Source organism: Rhizobium phaseoli, assembly GCF_001664385.1.
GTDB classification, from domain to species: Bacteria; Pseudomonadota; Alphaproteobacteria; order Rhizobiales; family Rhizobiaceae; genus Rhizobium; species Rhizobium phaseoli.
Genome location: NZ_CP013532.1, coordinates 3,845,709 through 3,864,181, shown reverse-complemented (window position 1 = coordinate 3,864,181; position 18,473 = coordinate 3,845,709). Strand labels below are relative to the sequence as shown.

Here is an 18,473-nt window from a genome sequence, read left to right as displayed (position 1 = left end):
CCTCCCACCAGTCTTAATTTTCAGGTTCAAGCATAATTGTCGCCAAGGGCGGCAGGGTGATCGAGCAGGTGATGTTGCCGCCGGCATCGACGGCCTGCACGCGCCCGCCATTGCCCTTGCCGCTGCCGCCGTAGATGTCGGCATCGGTATTCAGAATTTCCCGCCAGCGGCCCGCCAGTGGCAGGCGGATCGAATAGTTCTCGCGATAAACAGGCGTGAAGTTGGTGATGACGGCGACCGGCTTCTGGCCCGGCGCCTTGCGCAGCCAGGCGAAGACGGAATTCTCGCCGTCGTCGGCGACCAGCCATTCGAAGCCGTCGCCCTCGCAATCACGCTCGTGCAGCGCCGGCTTGCTGCGGTAGGTGAAGTTGAGATCACGCACCAGGCGGCGCATGCCCTCGTGCATACGGTATTGAAGCAGGTTCCAATCGAGCGACTTCGCTTCGCTCCACTCGCTCCACTGGGCGAATTCCTGGCCCATGAACAACAGCTTCTTGCCGGGATAGCCCCACATATAGGCGTAATAGGCGCGCAGATTGGCGAATTTCTGCCAATCGTCTCCCGGCATCTTGGCAATCAGCGAGCCTTTTCCGTGGACGACCTCGTCATGCGACAGCGGCAGGACGAAATTTTCCGAATAGGCATAGAGCAGGCCGAAGGTAAGCTCGTTGTGATGGTGCTTACGGTGCACCGGATCGCGTTTCATGTAGCTCAGCGTGTCGTGCATGAAGCCCATGTTCCATTTGAAGCCGAAGCCGAGGCCGCCTTCATGCACGGGTTGCGAGACTTTCGGCCAGGAGGTCGATTCCTCGGCGATAGTCATGACATTGGAATGCTGGCCATAGATCCGGGTATTGAGGTCTTGCAGGAAGCGGACAGCTTCGAGGTTTTCGTTGCCGCCGTACTCGTTCGGGATCCATTCGCCGTGTTTGCGGGAATAATCGAGATAGAGCATCGAGGCGACGGCATCGACCCGCAGGCCGTCGAGATGGAACTTCTCCGCCCAATAGAGGGCGTTGTTGACGAGATAGGAAACGACCTCGGTGCGGCCGAAATTGTAGATCGCCGTGTTCCAGTCGGGATGGAAGCCCTTGCGCGGATCTTCGTGCTCATAGAGCGCCGTGCCGTCGAACCAGCCGAGGCCATGTTCGTCGGTCGGAAAATGCGCCGGCACCCAGTCGAGGATGACGCCGATGCCGACCTTGTGGCAGCCATTGACGAAACGGGCAAAACCCTCCGGCTCGCCGAAGCGGGCGGTCGGCGCGTAGAGGCCGGTCGTCTGGTAGCCCCAGGAAGGATCGTAGGGATGTTCGGTAATCGGCAGGAATTCGATATGGGTGAAACCCATGTCGACGCAATAGGGAATGAGGCTCGAGGCAAGCTCGTCCCAGGTCAGCATCGTGCCGTCCTGCCGGCGCTGCCAGGAGGCGGCATGAACCTCATAGATCGAGATCGGCTGGCGGCGCTTGTCGGTCTCGCGCCAATGCTTCAGATGGGCCTCGTCCTCCCAGACCTGCTCCAGTTCGGCGGCGGCGACCGAGGCGGTCTTCGGCCGCAACTCGCTGCGCCGGGCGAAGGGATCAGCCTTCAGCGGCAGCAGGACGCCGTCATGGCCGCGGATCTCGAATTTGTAGGCAACGCCGATCGGCACGTCAGGGGCAAAGATTTCCCAGATGCCGCTGTCGGCACGCAGCCGCATGACGTGACGGCGACCGTCCCAATTGTTGAAATCGCCGACGACCGAGACGCGCTGCGCATTCGGGGCCCAGACGGCGAAGTGGATGCCCTGGGCGCCGTCATGGCGAATGAGGTGGGCGCCCATCTTGTCGAACAGACGCAGATGCGAGCCTTCGCGGGCGAAATAATCGTCCATAGGGCCGAGCACCGGCCCGAAGCTGTAGGGGTCGGTGACGGCCCATTCGGCATCGCCGCGCCGGGCGCGGTAGCGCACCGGCTGCAGCCTTGTCAGCGACACCGGACCGGCGAAAAAGCCGTCGGCATGCAATTGCTTCAGCTCGCCGATGACGCTGCCGTCGAGTGTCATGGCGGTCACTTCTTCGGCGCCCGGAATGAAGCAGCGGGCGACGAAGGTGTCGCCGGCCTGATGCACGCCTAGGACGGCAAAGGGATTGGAATGCGAGCCGGCAAGGATCGCCTTGATTTCATCTGCCGAAATTTCCCAGGAAAGCTTTACTTCAGGGACTGTTTTCGGCGTTTTCATCCGGCTCTCCAGATTTCGTCGGCATATTGCCTGATCGTCCGGTCGGAAGAGAACCAGCCCATCCGTGCCGTGTTGTTGATCGTCTTGGTGTACCAGGCGGACTGGTTGGTCCAGATCTGGTCGACGTCGCGCTGAGCCTGGGCATAGGCGTCGAAATCGGCGGCGACCATGAACCAGTCGTGCGAATAGATGCCATCGATCAGCGCCGCGTAGCGGTTGCGGTCATCGGGGGAGAAGACGCCGGAGCCGATGGCCGAGAGCGCCTGCGAAAGTTCGCGCGAGCCCTCGATGATGGCGCGGGGATTGTGGCCGTCGCTGCGGACCTTGGCGACCTCGTCGGCCCTGAGGCCGAAAATGACGATGTTGTCCTCGCCGACATTGTCGCGCATTTCGACATTGGCGCCGTCGAGCGTGCCGATCGTCAGTGCGCCGTTGAGGCCGAACTTCATGTTGCCGGTGCCGGATGCTTCCATGCCGGCAGTCGAGATCTGCTCGGAAAGGTCGGCGGCGGGAACCATGACCTCGGCGAGCGAGACGTTGTAGTTCGGCACGAAGACGACCTTCAGCAGACCGCGCACCGACGGGTCGTTGTTGATGGTGCGGGCGACGTCGTTGATCAGCTTGATGATGAGCTTGGCGTTGTAGTAGCTCGGCGCCGCCTTGCCGGCGAAGAGCTTGACGCGCGGCACCCAGTCCAGCTCCGGATGCGAACGGATCTGGTCGTAGAGGGCGACGGCTTCGATAATGTTCAACAGCTGGCGCTTATATTCGTGGATGCGCTTGATCTGGATGTCGAACATGGCCGAGGGATCGAGCTTCACGCCCATGCGGCTGGCAACGAGATTGGAAAGCGCCACCTTGTTGGCCCGCTTCACTGCGGCGAATTTCTGCTGGAAGGCCGGATCGGAAGCGTGGGCCTCGAGCGGGCGCAGCTCCTCGGCATCATCGAGGAATTCGTCGCCGATTGCCTCGCGGATCAGGCCGGTGAGGCCGGGATTGCACTGCTGCAGCCAGCGGCGCGGCGTGATGCCGTTGGTCTTGTTGTTGATGCGGTCGGGATAGAGCTTGTGCAGGTCGGCAAAGACCGTGACCTTCATCAGATCGGTGTGCAGCGCCGAGACGCCATTGATCGAATGCGAGCCGATGAAGGCGAGGTTGCCCATGCGCACCCGGCGGTCGCCGCTTTCCTCGATTAGCGAGATCGAGCGGATTTCGCTGTCGGAAAAGTTCTTGGTCTTGCGGGCATCGAGCAGGATCTTGGCGTTGATCGCATAGACGATCTGCATGTGACGCGGCAGCAGGCGCTCGAACAGCGGTACGGGCCAGCTTTCCAGCGCTTCGGGCAGAAGCGTGTGATTGGTGTAGGAGAAGGTGTGGCGGGTGATCTCCCAGGCCTGTTCGAAATCCATGCCATGCACGTCGCAGAGCAGACGCACGAGCTCGGCGACCGAGACGGCCGGATGGGTGTCGTTCAACTGGATTGCCACCTTATCAGGCAGCGAGGTGAAATCATCATATTGCTGCAGGTGGCGGCGCAGGATGTCCTGCAGCGAGGCGGACGAGAAGAAGAACTCCTGACGCAGGCGCAATTCCTGACCGGCGGGAGTGGCGTCGGCCGGATAGAGAACCCGGGTCAGACTTTCGGCCTTGTTGCTTTCGCGCAGCGCGCCGATGTGGTCGCCGGCGTTGAAGGCATCGAGCAGGATCGGATCGATCGGCTGCGCCGACCAGAGGCGCAGCGTGTTGACGCGTTTGCCGCGCCAGCCGACGGCCGGCGTGTCGAAGGCGGCGGCGATCACGCGCTCGGCCGGTTTCCAGACGTAGCGCGGCTGGTCGTCATGGGTGGTGATGAATTCGACGGAACCGCCAAAGCCGATTTCATAGGAGCTCTCGCGGCGCTCGAACTCCCAGGGATTGCCGTGGGCAAGCCAGTTTTCAGGCAGTTCCACCTGCCAGCCGTCGGCCAGCTGCTGACGAAAGAGGCCATGGACGTAGCGGATACCGTAGCCATAGGCTGGGACGTCGACGGTCGCCATGCTCTCCATGAAGCAGGCCGCGAGACGCCCGAGACCGCCATTGCCGAGTGCGGCATCCGGCTCCAGCCCGGCGATGACGTTGACATCGACGCCGAGCGAGGCAAGCGCATCGCGCACCTCTTCCATCAGGCCGAGGTTCGAGACGGCATCGCGCATCAGGCGGCCGATCAGGAATTCGAGGGAAAGATAATAGACGCGCTTGGCACCCGTCGCATAGACCTCGCGGGTGGAGGCCATCCACTTGTCGATGATGCGGTCGCGCACCACCAGAATTGTCGCCGTCAGCCAGTCATGCGGCTTTGCCACCTTGGCGTCCTTGCCGATGCGGTAGGTCAGACGTTCGATGATTTCTTCAGCGAGAATTTCCGGCCTTGAACTACGGGGAGCGGGAGAAGGGATAACCGGCTTGGAAACGGTATTCATGGTCAGATCTCGCCAATTTTAATTTGGTTTCAGGGTGTTATACCTGATTTAATCGATTTGTCGCTGCGCTGACCACAGTTTATGCATCGTTAGGAAGCACTTGCAACAAAGGATTTGGACAAACGAAAAATTTGCGAAACCTTCATATGCACGCCGTTCAAGGCGATTGATTTCAATAGATTTTCCCGAACTGATGCCGGCACAAAACAAAGCCGCGGCGGTCTGGTCCGACGCGGCTTTTTGTTTTTTGTCTGTCGAGCGTTCTATCAGTTCGTCAGGCGCGTCAGCTGCGACGATGCCTTCGCTCCGATTGCCTTGAAGGCGGCGAGTAGGTCTTCCATTTTTTCCGCCTGGAAATAATGGGAGTCGTCGGAAGCGCAATAATGCAGCAACGCCTGTCCGCCCTCGGGCGCCATGAAGGCGATCGTATAGATCTCGATACCCTTGGACTTGGCGGTGTCGCATGTTGCCTTGGTCAGCGTGTCATATGAACGGCCGCCGCTGCTATCGTCGTTGTTGTCGCCGTCCGTCATGAAGACGATGTATTTTTTGGGTGTCTGCCCGGTCTTCAGCTTGTGGGCGGCGTCTTCGGCATCGTTCCCTGCAGCATTCTTTGCCGTCAGGGACGAATAGGCGGTGCTCATCGCGCCGCTGGAATTCGTGCCGCCTCCTGCCTGAAGCGCATTGACATAGGTTGAAACACCAGAAGTCCCCCAGGCAAGAGCGCTGGGTGTATATTGAACGATATCGTAAGATACTGCGCCGGTGCGGACGTATTGAGCGTTGGGATCGGCGCTGCTCAGCTGGCCGAAGAGATTGCCGGCGGCCATCTTTAGCGCTTCTATTTTCGTGTAATAATTCGCGCGGCTGCCGGTGCAAGTATCGTAAATCCACTTGCCCTTCTTATTGTAGTGCCCATTGCAGTCGTAGGTGTACGATTCCGTGGGGTCCTCCTCGTTGACGGTCGCCGTGTCTTCTCCCATCGATCCCGACTTATCGAGCGCCAGATACATCGAGATCGAACCCTGAGTCTGCGAATGGCCGCCGATCGTCGTGCCGGATGTCGAAAGGTGCTGCGTGGTGAAGCCGACCGCTTGCATCAGCGGATTGACCGTCAGGTCGTAGCTCGGCGAGACTGTTACCTGGTAGGATGTCGAATTTCCCGACGTGTTCGTTTGCACGGTGACGCCCGTCGCGCTTTTGATGTCGACGCCGCTTTGCAGGTAATTCGCCATTTGTCCCGCGACGAAATTCCGCGCGAAGGCCTCGGCCTGAGAGGTTTGGATCGTGCCATTCGCGAGCGCGGTGGCGGTCGCAAGCGCCGCCGAATCGGCGGCTTCCTGCAGTTGCTGTTTGGAGATCAGCATATCGCCGACCTGGATCGCCATGCCGGCAGCGCCGAGAAGGACCGGCGCCAAAATCGCCGTCATGATACCGAAGTTACCGCCTCGATCGCTGAACATGCGACGCAGGCAGGGATGCAAAAAGGAGGTGCTCATCATGTTCACCCAACTGGAAACCCTGTGAGGTGATTAACGCACGCTGCTTCTTTACGGCGCCCTTACGGCGTCAATCAAATTTTAGCGAATCGACGGTTTTTTCCAGTTTTGGGATTGGCTTATTTTAGCGGGATCACATCGACCGCCTGGACGGCGCGCTGACCGCCATAGCTTTTCAATACGCCGATGACGGGAACCACGTCGGCATAGTCGCGCCCATAGGCGACGACGATGTGGTCCATGCTGGCGGCGATGTCGTTGGTCGGGTCGAGCTCGATCCAGCCGATCGTTTCGCCGCACCAGATCCTGACCCAGGCATGCATAGCATCCGCCCCTTCCAGCCGTTCCTTTCCGGGTGGCGGAATGGTGCGCAGGAAACCGGAGACGTAACCGGCCGGAATGCCGAGGCTTCGCAGCGCCAGGATCATGATGTGGGTAAAATCCTGGCAGACGCCGCGCTTCAGCTTGAACGCCTCGAGCGGCGTGGTGTCGACCGTCGTTGCGTCGGGATCGTAGGTGAAGTCCTTGTTGATGCGGGTGCAGAGCGCATGGGCGATCTGCATCGCCGTGAGATCGGGCTTGGTGCAGCCCCGTGCATAGTCGGCGATCTCGCGCGTTTGCGTCAGGCGCGGGCTATCGCCGAGGAAGTGGTGCGGCGAATCCGGCGCCAGCGACCAGATGCCTGCTATCTCCTCCGGCAGGTCGGCAAGCAGCGGCGAGAAATCGGCGGCGATCGGCTGGCTTTCCACCTGCACGCGGGCCTGCATGCGAATGTCGAGCGCCTCGTGTGGTGCGCGCAGCATGAAAGAGGTGGCGGGGTGTTGAAAGAAATCGACGAAATGCGACTGTTCGTCCGGCGTCGGCGAAATGGTGATCGATCCGGCGACCAAGCGTTGCCGGTTGGTCAGCGACAGTGGCATCAGGCGCATGACGTGGCGAGCGCCGGAGGCCGGCACGTCGTAGCTGTAACCCATGCGGAGCGAGAGGTCGTAAAGCACTGCCGTCACCCGAGATAGGTCTGGGCGAGCAGGTCGGAAAGCTGCTCCAGTTCGCGTTCGAACCGCTGATAGACCTCAGGCCCCATGCCCTCCGGCGTCATCACCGCGAGGCCCGAATGAAGCCGCATCGCCTCGCGGTAGAAGGGCGACATCTGGCCGTTGATCAGGGCATTCGGCAGTTGCTCGACCTCGTGGTGAATCTCGTTCACCTGGAAGAGCACCGAGCGCGGGTTGAGCGGATCGAGCGCCAGCAGATCGGTGACGGTCAGCCGCGCGGTGTTGACGTTGTAGCGGCGGCGGTGGGTCATGACGCTGTCCCCGATCTCCAGCAGCATGTCGAGCGCGCCGTCGGGCGCCTCCGGGCCGGACATGTGGCCGAGCAGGCGGGTCATGTGCAGACCGCGTTCGATATAGCGGCCGAGCGAGAGGAAACGCCAGCCCATGAAGCGGTACATGTTCTCGTGCACAAGGCCGGCAAAGCCGGCAAGCTTGCGCAGAAGGATCGTCATCGCATGGCTGGCGTCGTCGCCTGCAGAGACGGTGACACGAAAGCGGCGCGCGGTCTTGGCGAGATCGTTGAGCGCCAGCCAGCCATCCGGCGAGAAACGGTCGCGGATGTTGCTCGCCGAATAAACCGCGCTGTCGATGTTGCGCAGCAGCGTTTCCGGCACGGCTTCCGCCGTATCGATATCGACGGCGGCGAGATAGGCCGAGACGTCGGCAAGCAGCGGCTGGCTCGGATCGGCGGCCTCGGCATATCGCGCATGCCAGGCGCGCAGGATGCGCAACGCCCCTTCGGCGCGTTCAATGTAGCGGCCGAGCCAGAACAGGTTGTCGGCCGCCCGGCTGGGCAGGCTGCCCGGCATGTTGCGGGTGAAGCTGCCTTCGGCCGGCAGCAGCGTGTGGCGCTCGACCGGTTTGTCGCTGACGATCCAGACATCGGCGGCCGCGCCGCCCGACTGCATGGCGATCGCCGCGACATCAGCGCCGGAGCCGATGCGGGCAAAACCACCGGGCATGATCTGCCAGCCGTTGGCGGTGCGGGCGGCGAAGACGCGCAGCGACATCGGCCGCGGCACCAATTTACCGTCCACCCAGGCGGGCGTCGTCGAGAGTGTGACGACCTCCTGGCCGACCAATTTGGGACCGTCGGAACTCAGCCAGTCGGTGATGGAATCCCTGGCGGTTGCCCGCAGCGACGAGCCGAGCACGGATTGGCCGTCGTCGTCGAAGAAGGGCGCCCGGGAATAGGCCGGGCCGATCACCATCTTCTCGATATTCTTGGCGACGTGCTCGCGCTCTTCCTCCTGGCCGCACCACCAGGTCGCAATCGAGGGCAGCCGCAGATCCTGCCCCAACAGACGGCGGCAGATGGTCGGCATAAAGGCCAAAAGCGCCCGGGTTTCGAGAATGCCGGTGCCGAGTGCATTGACGATGGTGACGCTTTCGGTGCGCAAGGCTTCGACGAGGCCGGGCGTGCCGATATGCGAATTCTGGTTCAGTTCCAGCGGATCGGCGAAGGCAGAATCGAGACGGCGCCAGAGCACGCCGATCGGCTTCAGGCCGGCGACGGTGCGCACCATGACGCGGCCCTTGACGACAGTGAGATCCTCGCCCTCGAGCAGCATGAAGCCGAGATAACGGGCAATATAGGCGTGTTCGTAATAGGTCTCGTTGGCCGGGCCCGGCGTCAGCACGGCGATGCGGTCGTCGCCGGAATGCTTCATGTCCTGCAGCGCGTCGCGGAAGGCGCCGAAGAAGGAAGCGAGGCGGTGGACCGGGGTTTCGGCGTAGATATCCGAGAAGGCTCGGGTGGTGGCGACGCGGCTTTCCAGCGCGAAACCGGCGCCCGACGGCGCCTGCGTCCTGTCGGCGAGAACCCACCAGTTGCCGTCAGGCCCGCGGCCGATCTCGAAAGCGCAGAAATGCAGATAGTGGCCGGATGCCGGTCTGATGCCGGAGAGCGGGCGTTGGAATTCCGGATTGGCGGCGATCAGCGCCGGCGGCAGGACCCCTTCCTCGACCAGCCGGTTGTCGCCATAGATATCGGCGACGATCGCTTCCAGGAGATCGGCGCGCTGGACCAGGCCCGCCGACAGCGCCTGCCATTCGCGCTCGTCGATCAGCACTGGAATATGCGAGATCGGCCAGGCGCGTTCGCCGGTGCCCTTGCTGCCATAGGCGCGGTAGAAGACGCCGGCATCCCTGAGATAACGGTCGGCCCGGGCGAAACGTTCGGCGAGATCCTTTTCCGGCATCGCACTCAGATGCGAGAGGAAACGCTGCCAGACAGGGCGAACGACGCCATCGTTGTCGACCATCTCGTCGGCGGTGCCGGGAAGCGGCGCATAGTCGAAGGCCGCATCCTTGCCGATGCGATCCTCTGCCTCACCCCTACGCTCCGCTGCGGGCCTTTTACCCATCAAAACTCACATCCCAACCCCGGTCTCAGCCCTCGGCCTCGGCCCGCTCAAATTCCGGCGGGCCGCCGCAGATCCAGCGTCAGCGGGAATTCCGGCGAACCCGTCTCGGCGCGCGGAATATAGCCGCCCGCCGTATGTCCCCACGGCTCGAACCGGGCGAGCCGCCTTGCTTCCGCCTCGTTGCCGTTGACCGGGAAGGTGTCATAGGTCCGGCCGCCCGGATGGGCAACATGATAGATGCAGCCGCCGATCGAACGCTTCGACCATGTATCATAAATGTCAAATGTCAAAGGCGTGTTGACCGGCAGGACGGGGTGCAGGCCCGAGGCCGGCTGCCATGCCTTGTAGCGGACGCCGGCGACCGATACGCCGGAGGTGCCGGTCGGCGTCAGCGGCAGGATGCGGCCGTTGCAAGTGACCGTGTAGCGGGCCGTGTTGCTGGTTTCGAACCGCACCTGGAGGCGCTCGACCGACGAATCGACATAGCGCACCGTGCCGCCGATCGCGCCTTGCTCGCCCATGACATGCCAGGGTTCCAGCGCCTGGCGCAGTTCCAGCTTCGAGCCTTCATATTCGACTTCGCCGCAGAAGGGGAAGCGGAATTCGAGCTGCGCCTTGAACCATTCGGGGCTGAGATCGAAGCCGTTTTCGCGAAGGTCGGCGAGCACGTCGAGAAAATCGGCCCAGACGAAATGCGGCAGCATGAAACGGTCGTGCAGGGTCGTGCCCCAACGGACGAACTTGCCGTCGACGGGGTTTGTCCAAAACCGGGCGATCAGCGCGCGCACCAGCAATTGCTGGGCAAGCGACATGCGCGCGTTCGGCGGCATCTCGAAGCCGCGGAACTCGATGAGGCCGAGCCTGCCGGTCGGACCGTCGGGCGAGAACAGCTTGTCGATGCAGATCTCGGCGCGGTGGGTATTGCCGGTGACGTCGGTCAGCAGGTTGCGGAACAGGCGGTCGACGAGCCAGGGCAGAGGCTTTTGGCCGCGGCCGGGCGGCGCGATCTGAGCCAGGGCAATCTCCAGTTCGTAAAGGCTGTCATGACGGGCCTCGTCGATGCGCGGCGCCTGGCTGGTCGGGCCGATGAAGAGGCCGGAGAACAGGTAGGACAGCGAGGGATGACGCTGCCAGTGCAGGACGACGCTCTTCAGGAGATCGGGACGGCGCAGGAAAGGGCTGTTGTTCGGATTGGCGGAGCCCACGACGACATGGTTGCCGCCGCCGGTGCCGGTATGGCGGCCGTCGATCATGAACTTGTCGGCGCCGAGTCGGCTGGCGCGGGCCTCCTCATAGATCGCCGTGGTGATGTCGACCGTATCCCTCCATGTCGAGGACGGGTGGATGTTGACCTCGATGACACCGGGATCGGGAGCGACGCGGATGACGTTGATGCGCTCGTCCTGCGGCGGCGGATAGCCTTCGATGTGGACGGGCAGATCCAATGCGGCGGCCGCGCGTTCGGCCGAGGCGACAAGATCGAGATAATCTTCAAGTGTTTCCGTCGGCGGCATGAAGATGCAGAGGCGGCCGTCGCGGGGTTCAACGGAAAGCGCGGTGCGGACATGGCCGCCGATCTCGTTGGCCGATTGTGGCGTGATCGGTTGCTGGCCGTTGAAGGGCTGGAAGTGCGCTGCCTGCAGCGCGCGTCCGCTATCCTGCCCGAAATCCGGCAGTTCGGCCCGCTCAACAAAGGGATCGAGCGGATTGATATAGGGATATCGCGAAGGCGGGATATAGGCGAGCGAATCGAGCGGCAGGCGATAGCCGACCGGGCTGTCGCCCGGCACGAGGAAGATGCGGCCGCGCCGCGTCGACCACTTCTCGCTCGTCCATGTGCGGCCGCTGGCGCGCGCATTCCAGGCTTGGACAGGCAGCACGTAGCCGGTCGGGCGCGTCAGTCCGCGATCGAAGACGCGGGCGATGCGGCTGCGTTCCTCGGCATCCTCAAGCTTGGAATTCGAGGGGTCGACATTATCGGGCAGGCTCGCTTCCTTGACCAGCCATTCCGCCGGATCCTCGAAAGCGGGCGTGACATATTCCGGTGCAAGGTCGAGCTCGCCGGCGATGGCCGTCAGCAGGCGGCCGGCATCGTCCTCCGACACCTGGTAGTTGCGGCCTTCGGTGGCGACGAGATTGTCGTTGGACCAGATCGGCAGGCCGTCTTTGCGCCAGTAGAGCGAGAAGGTCCAGCGCGGCAGGCTTTCGCCGGGATACCATTTGCCCTGCCCGTAGTGCAGGAAGCCGTTCGGCGCAAAGCGGTCGCGCAGGCGGCGGATGAGCGTGTCGGCCTTTTCGCGCTTGGTCGGTCCGACGGCGGCGGTATTCCACTCGTCGGACTGGAAATCGTCGATCGAGACGAAAGTCGGCTCGCCGCCCATTGTCAGCTGCACATCCTCGGCCTCAAGAACACGGTCGACCTTTTCGCCGAGTTCGTTGAGCTCCTGCCAGCTGTCGTCGGAGAAGGGCTTGGTGATGCGCGGGTGTTCAGCGACGCGCGAGACCTTCATGTCGAAGGCAAATTCGGTTTCGGCCTCGCCGAAGTAACCGCCGGAGATCGGCGCGGCATTGCGGTAATGCGGCGTGGCGGCCAGCGGAATATGGCTTTCGCCGGTCAGGAGGCCAGAGGTCGGGTCGAGGCCGACCCAGCCGGCGCCGGGCAGATAGACCTCGGCCCAGGCATGCAGATCGGTGAAATCGACCTCGGTACCCGAGGGGCCGTCGAGCGCCTTCAGATCCGGCGTCAGCTGGATGAGGTAACCGGAGACGAAGCGGGCGGCAAGGCCGAGATGACGGAGAATCTGGACGAGCAGCCAGCTGGTGTCGCGGCAGGAACCCGTGGCGCTTTCCAGCGTCTCCTCAGGCGTCTGCACGCCGGCTTCCATGCGGATGACATAACCGATCTGCCGCTGCAGGCGGGCGTTCAGAGCGACGACCATATCGATCGTCGCCTGGCCCGGCGACCAGTCGAGCGTCGGCAGCAGCGCCTTCAGGCGCGGGCCGGCCGGCTCGGGCGTCATATAGATCGACAGATCCTCGCGGATCGTTTCAGGATAATCGAAGGGCCACTTGGTCGCTTCTTCTTCGACGAAGAAGTCGAAGGGGTTGTAGACCGTCATGTCGGCGACGAGGTCGACCTCGATCTTGAACTCCGTCACCGGGTCCGGGAAGACGTAGCGGGCGAGATAGTTGCCGTAGGGATCCTGCTGCAAATTGACGAAATGGTTGGAAGGCGTGACCTTCAGCGAGTGGCTGAGCACCCGCGTCTTCGAATGCGAGGCCGGTTTCAACCGGATTATCTGGGGGCCGAGGCGAACCGGCTTGTCGTAAATATAATGCGTCAGATGATAGATGCTGGCTTTGATCGACATATTTCTCTTTTTATCCGGCGCGCATCGTCGTGCGTCTTGCTGTTCCCAAAGCCAGTCTGTGCAATGCAGCGAAAGAAAGCAAGGTGGAAAGGCCGAGGTGGCGACGGCTTTTACGACGCCCTGGCAAAGGTGATGGCCACCTTCAGCCCGCGGCCGCCCGTTCCGGGCTCCAACGTCATGACGGCATTGAAAAGATTGGCGATTTCTTCGACGATGGGAAGGCCGAGGCCGGCGCCGGGCGCGTCGGATTCATTGCCGCGCGAAAAACGGCGGCGCACCGCCTCCAGCTTTTCACACGGAATACCGGGGCCGTTGTCTTCGACCTCAAGGCGGATCGTCTCGGTGGCAGCGATGACGCGGACGGTGGCTTCTGCCCCCTTGCCGGCATAGGCGATTGCATTGCCGGCAAGATTGCGCAGCATTTCGCCGATCAGCAGCGGCTCGGCGCGGATCATCGCCGGGCTTTCGCCTTCGAAGCCGAGATCGATGCCGGCGACGGCGGCGGCCGGGATCTGTTCGCCGGTAATTTCCTGGGCGAGGGCGGCGAGATCGATGGCGGAGGCGGTCAGCGCCTCCTTGGCCGTGGCGGCGTCGATCTTCGCCATCAGCAAAAGCTGGGCAAGGATGCGCTCGGCATGGGCGACGGCCTGGTCGCCTTTCAGCGCCGCCGCCTGAGCTTCGTCAAGCGAGCCGGCCCGAGCCGAAAGAGCAAGCTGGGTGCGGATGATCGCCAGTGGCGTGCGCAGCTGGTGGCTGGCATTGCCGGTGAAATGGCGCAGCGCATCGAGGGCCGACTGCAGGCGGACCATGAAGGAATTGACCGTATCGACCAGCGGCTCGACCTCGCGCGGCACGGTCTGTTCGATCGGGTGCAGGTCATCAGGACTGCGCTCGCCGATGGCGTCGCCGAGCTTGTAGAGCGGACGGAGCGCCATCGTCACCGAGATCCAGACGATGACCGCCGCTCCGGCGATCATGACGGCGAGACGCAATGCCGAGCGCACGAGGATCGCCTGGGTCAATTGCCGGCGGGCAATGGTGGTTTCGGCCACGGTCACGACGAAGGGTACGGAGCGGATGCCGGTCGAGGCGGAACGTTCGAGGGTGGCGACGCGGATCGGCTCGCCGCGAAAGTTGCCATCGCCGAAGGCAGCTGCACCGCTCGGCGTCTTCTGCAGGACTGGCAGAGCCTGGTAGCCGGTGATGAACTGGCCCGGCGGGCCGTCGACGCGGTAGAAGACGCGGTCCTGCGCGGCCGAGGTCAGCATTTCGAGCGCGACATAGGGGATATCGACCTGCAGCGTGCCGTCTTCGGCAACGACGACTCGTTCGGCGATTGCGAGCGCCGAGCCGGCGAGAACACGGTCGGAGACGATGTTCGAGGTCTGCACAGCCTCGCGATAGGTGTCGGCAAGCGCCACCGTGCCGATCACGGCCGTGGAGACGAGCAGCCAGAAGAGCAGCCGGCGCCTGAGGGAATAGGCCGCCTTCATGGGGCCTCGGGCAGCTTGTCGAGATAATAGCCGATGCCGCGGGCAGTCTTGACCGTCAGGCCGTGCGGCGACAGGCGCTTTCTCAGCCGGCTGACATATTGCTCGATGGCGTTTGAGGAAATGTCGTCATCGAAAGCGGTCAGCGACTGGATGATCGCTTCCTTGGCGACGACCTTGCCGGCCCGCATGAAGAGGATTTCGAGCAGGCCAAGTTCGCGGGCGGGAATGTCGAGAGGGGTGGAACCGGCGGAGAAGGTGCGGGAGGTGAGGTCGAAGGAAATGCCGCCGAAGCCGACGGTCGCCGAACGCAGCCCGGCTTGGCGGCGCAGCAGCACGCGCACGCGCGCCTCGAATTCTGATATGTCGAAGGGCTTGATCAGATAATCGTCGGCGCCGAGATCGAGACCCTTCACCCGTTCTTCCGGCGTGCCGCGCGCCGTCAGGATAAGAACGGCCGCCTGGTTCTGCCGGGCGCGCATGGCGCGCAGCACGTCGAGCCCGTCCATCTCGGGCAGGTTGAGGTCGAGAATGACAAGATCGAAATTTTCAGCGGCGATGACCGCATTGGCAGACGCGCCGTCATGAACGACGTCGACGGCATGGCCCGTGCCGCGCAAGATCGCCGACAGGCCGTCCGCCAGCGCGATATTGTCTTCGGTGAGCAGAATGCGCACGGATGGTTCCCCTGTTTTTCAGCGAGATTACAGAGGTGCCGATACGCCGGTCAACGGCGCCCACGAAAAGGCGCTTTCAGCTGGCCGTCCTCTCGATCCGTTCGCGCTGCGTCATCGCTGCGGCGAGCAGTTGCTGGAAGCGGCGATCGCCGCGGATGTTATCGAGATCGGAATCATTGTCGTACCATTTGATATGGTAGACGGAGCTGTCCGGCAGCAGCTTCTGCAGCAGGTCGAGGCGCGCCCAGTTTTCCGTATCAAGCACACGGCCGAGCGAGCGGTAGGCAGACATCAGATGGATCGGCGAGACATAATCGTCGGGGCGGAGCTCGACGAGGACCGTGGCGCAACTTCGAAGCCGTGAGGTTCGCCACCCTCGAATGGATCGGCTGATTCAACAACTGCCAGCTTCCGGAGCCCATCGGCAACATTCCACCAGCTGAAGCCGGAAGAACGATACTACGCCATGCTGGACGCGCCAGTCATGGCCGCATAACTTAAACCAAACGGTCTCCGTCAAACCGGGGGCGGTTCACAGCCCTTGAACGAGAGAACAGACAATGCTTGGTTTCCTACGACGCAAAGCAGAGCCGGACCCATCACCCGAAATCCTGCGGATTCCATCGAAAAAGTTCAACGCTGCCATGGGTGCTGCTATGGCGGCTAAACAGGAGTTACAGGATATCGCGAGACGCGCAAAGTCTCGGATGAGGGATCAAAAGAGACCAATCGAGCAAGGAGACCTTGAGGAAGTCCTACGAATGCTGTCCGATGCAAAGCGGCGAATTGATAGCGAACTGGAAGATGAAATAGCAAAATCTGACGATCAAAGTGACACTGAGTGGAACAAGGACGGATATGATCGACTTGTGGCTCCAATTTTTCGAATGGCTAACTCACCGCAGGAAATAATTGATCTTACGTTGAGAGCTGCATACGGTGGCGCCAAGAGTGCCCGATTGGTGTATGAACTGATAATTGCGGAGATGGATGTTGCTGTTGCGCGTTTTTGCGTGACACTAAACGCAGGCATCAACACTGAATAGGAGCAAACCAGGTCAAATGTGACTTGGATGCATAGGGGGCGTTGGCGCCGAGATCAAGACCCTTCACCCGCTCTTCCGGCGTGCCGCGTGCTGTCAGGATGAGGGCGGTGGCCTGGCTCTGTCGGGCGCGCAGTGGCGCGCAGCTCATCTAGCCCCATCCATCTTGGGCAGGTTGAGGTCAAGGATCACCGGATCGAAATTTTCGGCGGCGAGGCGCTTTCAACTGGCCGTCCTCTCGATCCGTTCGCGCTGCGTCATCGCGGCGGCCAGCAGTTTCTGGAAGCGCGGGTCGTCGCGGATGTTGTCGAGGTCGGAATCATTGTTGAACCATTTGATATGGTAGACGGAGCTGTTCGGCAGCAGCTTCTCCAACAGGTCGATTGCCTGGTCGAGGTCGCCGAGGACGGAATAGACGCAGGCGAGATTATACTGGGCAACAATGTCGTCGGGATCGATGGCGATCGCCCGCGCCGCCCAGTCGCGTGCGCGCGCCGCATCGCCGAGATGGGCAAGCGCCAGCGCGCCGCGATGGGCCGGGCCGGAATTTTCCGGATTGAGATTCAGCGCGCGTTCGGCGCGCAGCAGACCGAGGCGCGCCCAGTTTTCCCTATCCACCCAACGGCCGAGCGAATGGTAGGCGGCCATCAGATGGATTGGCGAGACGTAGTCGTCAGGGCGTATTTCGGCGGCTCGGGTGAAATAATGAACGCATTCGGCAAAGTTTCCATGCATGAAGAAGAACCGGGCATAATGGAAATTCGCCTCGAAGAGGTTCGGGTCGAGCGTCAGGGCACGTTCGAAGGCCGCCGCCGCCCGATCATCGTAGCCGCTCTGGTGCAGCGCCAGACCGTGCGAGGCATGGGCTTCGGGAAGATCGGGATCGAGCGCCAGCGCGCGGGCGCTCATCTCGAGGATGCGTCTGAGCGGCACATCGTCGGGTGCCCAGTCGCGGATCGCGGCGTCGCAATCGGCGATGCCGGCATAGGCGCGGGCATAGTCCGGATCGAGCTCGACTGCCTTGCAGAACATCCGTCTGGCGAGCTGCAGATAGGATTTCGTCCAGGTATGGGAAAGCTGGCGGCCCCGGAGATAATAGGTATAGGCCTCGACATTGGCGGTCGGTTCGTTGGCGATCGCCTTCTTCTCCTCCGGCAGCAGGCGCACCTTCAGCTGGCCGACGATCGCATGGGTGATCTCGTCCTGGATGGCGAAGATGTCGGTGAGGTCGCGGTCGTAGCGCTCGGCCCAGAGATGATCGCCATTCGCGGTGTCGATCAACTGGCCGGAGATGCGCACGCGCTTGTCGAAGATGCGCACGCTTCCTTCGAGCACATAGCGCACGCCGAGTTCCTGGGCGAGCCGCTTCAACTTCACCGATATGCCCTTATAGGTGAAGATCGTATTGCGCGGTACGACGTGCAGGCTTGAGATCTTGGAGAGATCGGTGATGATGTCTTCGGTGATGCCGTCGGAGAAATAATCCTGGTCGGCGTCGCCGCTCATATTGGTGAAGGGCAGCACCGCGATGAAGCAGGTATTGCGGTTCTGCGCGATGAGCCTGGCGGAAGAGGGCGGCGCAAGGGTGACGGTATAGACCTGCACCGGCTGCCGGATGTTCTTCAGCATGTGCTCGCCGATGAATTCGAAGCCGAGATTGAGGCGCGAGCCGACCTGATCGCGGACCGAGGCGGAAACGGCGATGCCGCCCGGCGCGGCGATACGCTCGAGTCTGGCGGCAAGATTGACGCCGTCGCCGAAAATGTCGCCGTTTTCGACGACGACATCGCCGAGATTGATGCCCATGCGGAATTCGACGAGCTCATCCTTGGGAACGTTCTCGTTGCGGGCCGACATGCTGCGCTGGATCTCGGCGGCGCAGGCGACCGCATTCACCACGCTCTGGAATTCGGCAAGGATGCCGTCGCCGGTGAGTTTGACGATCCGGCCCTTGTAGTCCGAAATCCGGATATCGACCAGCTCGCACCGATGGCGGTTCAGCGCCTGCAGCGTGCCTGACTCATCGATGCCCATCAGTCGGCTATAGCCGACGACGTCCGCAGCGAGAATAGCGCTCAGTCGTCGTTCCATGACCCCTCCCATGGATCTTCCTGGAATAACCTAGCTATTTTCAGAGTTTTTCGTCGCGCACAGTCGTCGCCCAAAAACAAAATTCGGGCCGCTTCGACGTTTTGACGCGGTAGCGCGACCATATATCGTCGCGGGTCTTCATCAATACTCTAAAGGGGTGAAGGACGGCTTTGATTGCTAATCCTTTGTGGTGAAAAAGGG

General features: G+C 62.2%; 10 protein-coding genes and 3 pseudogenes. 2 read left to right on the top strand and 11 right to left on the bottom strand.

The window, feature by feature from the left end; all coding sequences use genetic code 11:
* Window positions 1-13 precede the first annotated feature (13 nt).
* The 9 genes and pseudogenes from glgB to AMC88_RS18525 form a co-directional block, all read right to left on the bottom strand.
* The gene (glgB, locus tag AMC88_RS18565) at window positions 14-2,221 is read right to left on the bottom strand and encodes a 1,4-alpha-glucan branching protein GlgB (protein ID WP_012485227.1); all 2,208 of its coding nucleotides are present in this window, start codon (window positions 2,219-2,221) and stop codon (window positions 14-16) included.
* Window positions 2,218-4,680 (bottom strand): glycogen/starch/alpha-glucan phosphorylase, encoded by a 2,463-nt coding sequence (locus AMC88_RS18560; RefSeq protein WP_012485226.1) that lies wholly within the window; start codon window positions 4,678-4,680, stop codon window positions 2,218-2,220. The genes glgB and AMC88_RS18560 overlap by 4 nt, the downstream gene beginning before the upstream one ends.
* A gap of 266 nt (window positions 4,681-4,946) precedes the next feature.
* Window positions 4,947-6,179: a vWA domain-containing protein gene (locus AMC88_RS18555; RefSeq protein WP_012485224.1), complete on the bottom strand. Its 1,233-nt coding sequence runs from the start codon at window positions 6,177-6,179 to the stop codon at window positions 4,947-4,949.
* A 119-nt stretch (window positions 6,180-6,298) separates the two neighbouring features.
* Entirely contained in the window at window positions 6,299-7,186 is an 888-nt protein-coding gene (locus tag AMC88_RS18550) for a transglutaminase family protein (RefSeq protein ID WP_041683773.1), read from the bottom strand.
* Window positions 7,183-9,600: a circularly permuted type 2 ATP-grasp protein gene (locus AMC88_RS18545; RefSeq protein WP_012485222.1), complete on the bottom strand. Its 2,418-nt coding sequence runs from the start codon at window positions 9,598-9,600 to the stop codon at window positions 7,183-7,185. The genes AMC88_RS18550 and AMC88_RS18545 overlap by 4 nt, the downstream gene beginning before the upstream one ends.
* 47 nt (window positions 9,601-9,647) lie before the next feature.
* Complete coding sequence (locus AMC88_RS18540; protein WP_012485221.1) at window positions 9,648-12,971, bottom strand: transglutaminase family protein; 3,324 nt, start codon at window positions 12,969-12,971, stop codon at window positions 9,648-9,650.
* A gap of 110 nt (window positions 12,972-13,081) precedes the next feature.
* Entirely contained in the window at window positions 13,082-14,464 is a 1,383-nt protein-coding gene (locus AMC88_RS18535) for a sensor histidine kinase (protein ID WP_012485220.1), read from the bottom strand.
* On the bottom strand, window positions 14,461-15,138 hold the full coding sequence (locus AMC88_RS18530) for a response regulator (RefSeq protein ID WP_012485219.1): 678 nt from the start codon (window positions 15,136-15,138) through the stop codon (window positions 14,461-14,463). The genes AMC88_RS18535 and AMC88_RS18530 overlap by 4 nt, the downstream gene beginning before the upstream one ends.
* Before the next feature lie 76 nt (window positions 15,139-15,214).
* Window positions 15,215-15,481, bottom strand: a pseudogene (locus AMC88_RS18525) (adenylate/guanylate cyclase domain-containing protein); the annotation flags it as partial.
* Between AMC88_RS18525 and AMC88_RS32160 the strand changes: the two are divergent.
* Both AMC88_RS32160 and AMC88_RS18520 read left to right on the top strand, forming a co-directional pair.
* A pseudogene (locus AMC88_RS32160) lies at window positions 15,469-15,634 on the top strand (IS3 family transposase); the annotation flags it as partial. The pseudogenes AMC88_RS18525 and AMC88_RS32160 overlap by 13 nt on opposite strands.
* Window positions 15,635-15,698: 64 nt before the next feature.
* Window positions 15,699-16,184: a nucleoside/nucleotide kinase family protein gene (locus tag AMC88_RS18520; protein WP_064825636.1), complete on the top strand. Its 486-nt coding sequence runs from the start codon at window positions 15,699-15,701 to the stop codon at window positions 16,182-16,184.
* 40 nt (window positions 16,185-16,224) lie between these two features.
* Here the strand turns inward: AMC88_RS18520 and AMC88_RS33190 are convergent.
* Together AMC88_RS33190 and AMC88_RS18515 are read right to left on the bottom strand one after the other, a co-directional pair.
* A pseudogene (locus AMC88_RS33190) lies at window positions 16,225-16,397 on the bottom strand (response regulator); the annotation flags it as partial.
* Window positions 16,398-16,403: 6 nt separating this feature from the next.
* Window positions 16,404-18,272 (bottom strand): adenylate/guanylate cyclase domain-containing protein, encoded by a 1,869-nt coding sequence (locus AMC88_RS18515; RefSeq protein ID WP_012485218.1) that lies wholly within the window; start codon window positions 18,270-18,272, stop codon window positions 16,404-16,406.
* Window positions 18,273-18,473: the final 201 nt, after the last annotated feature.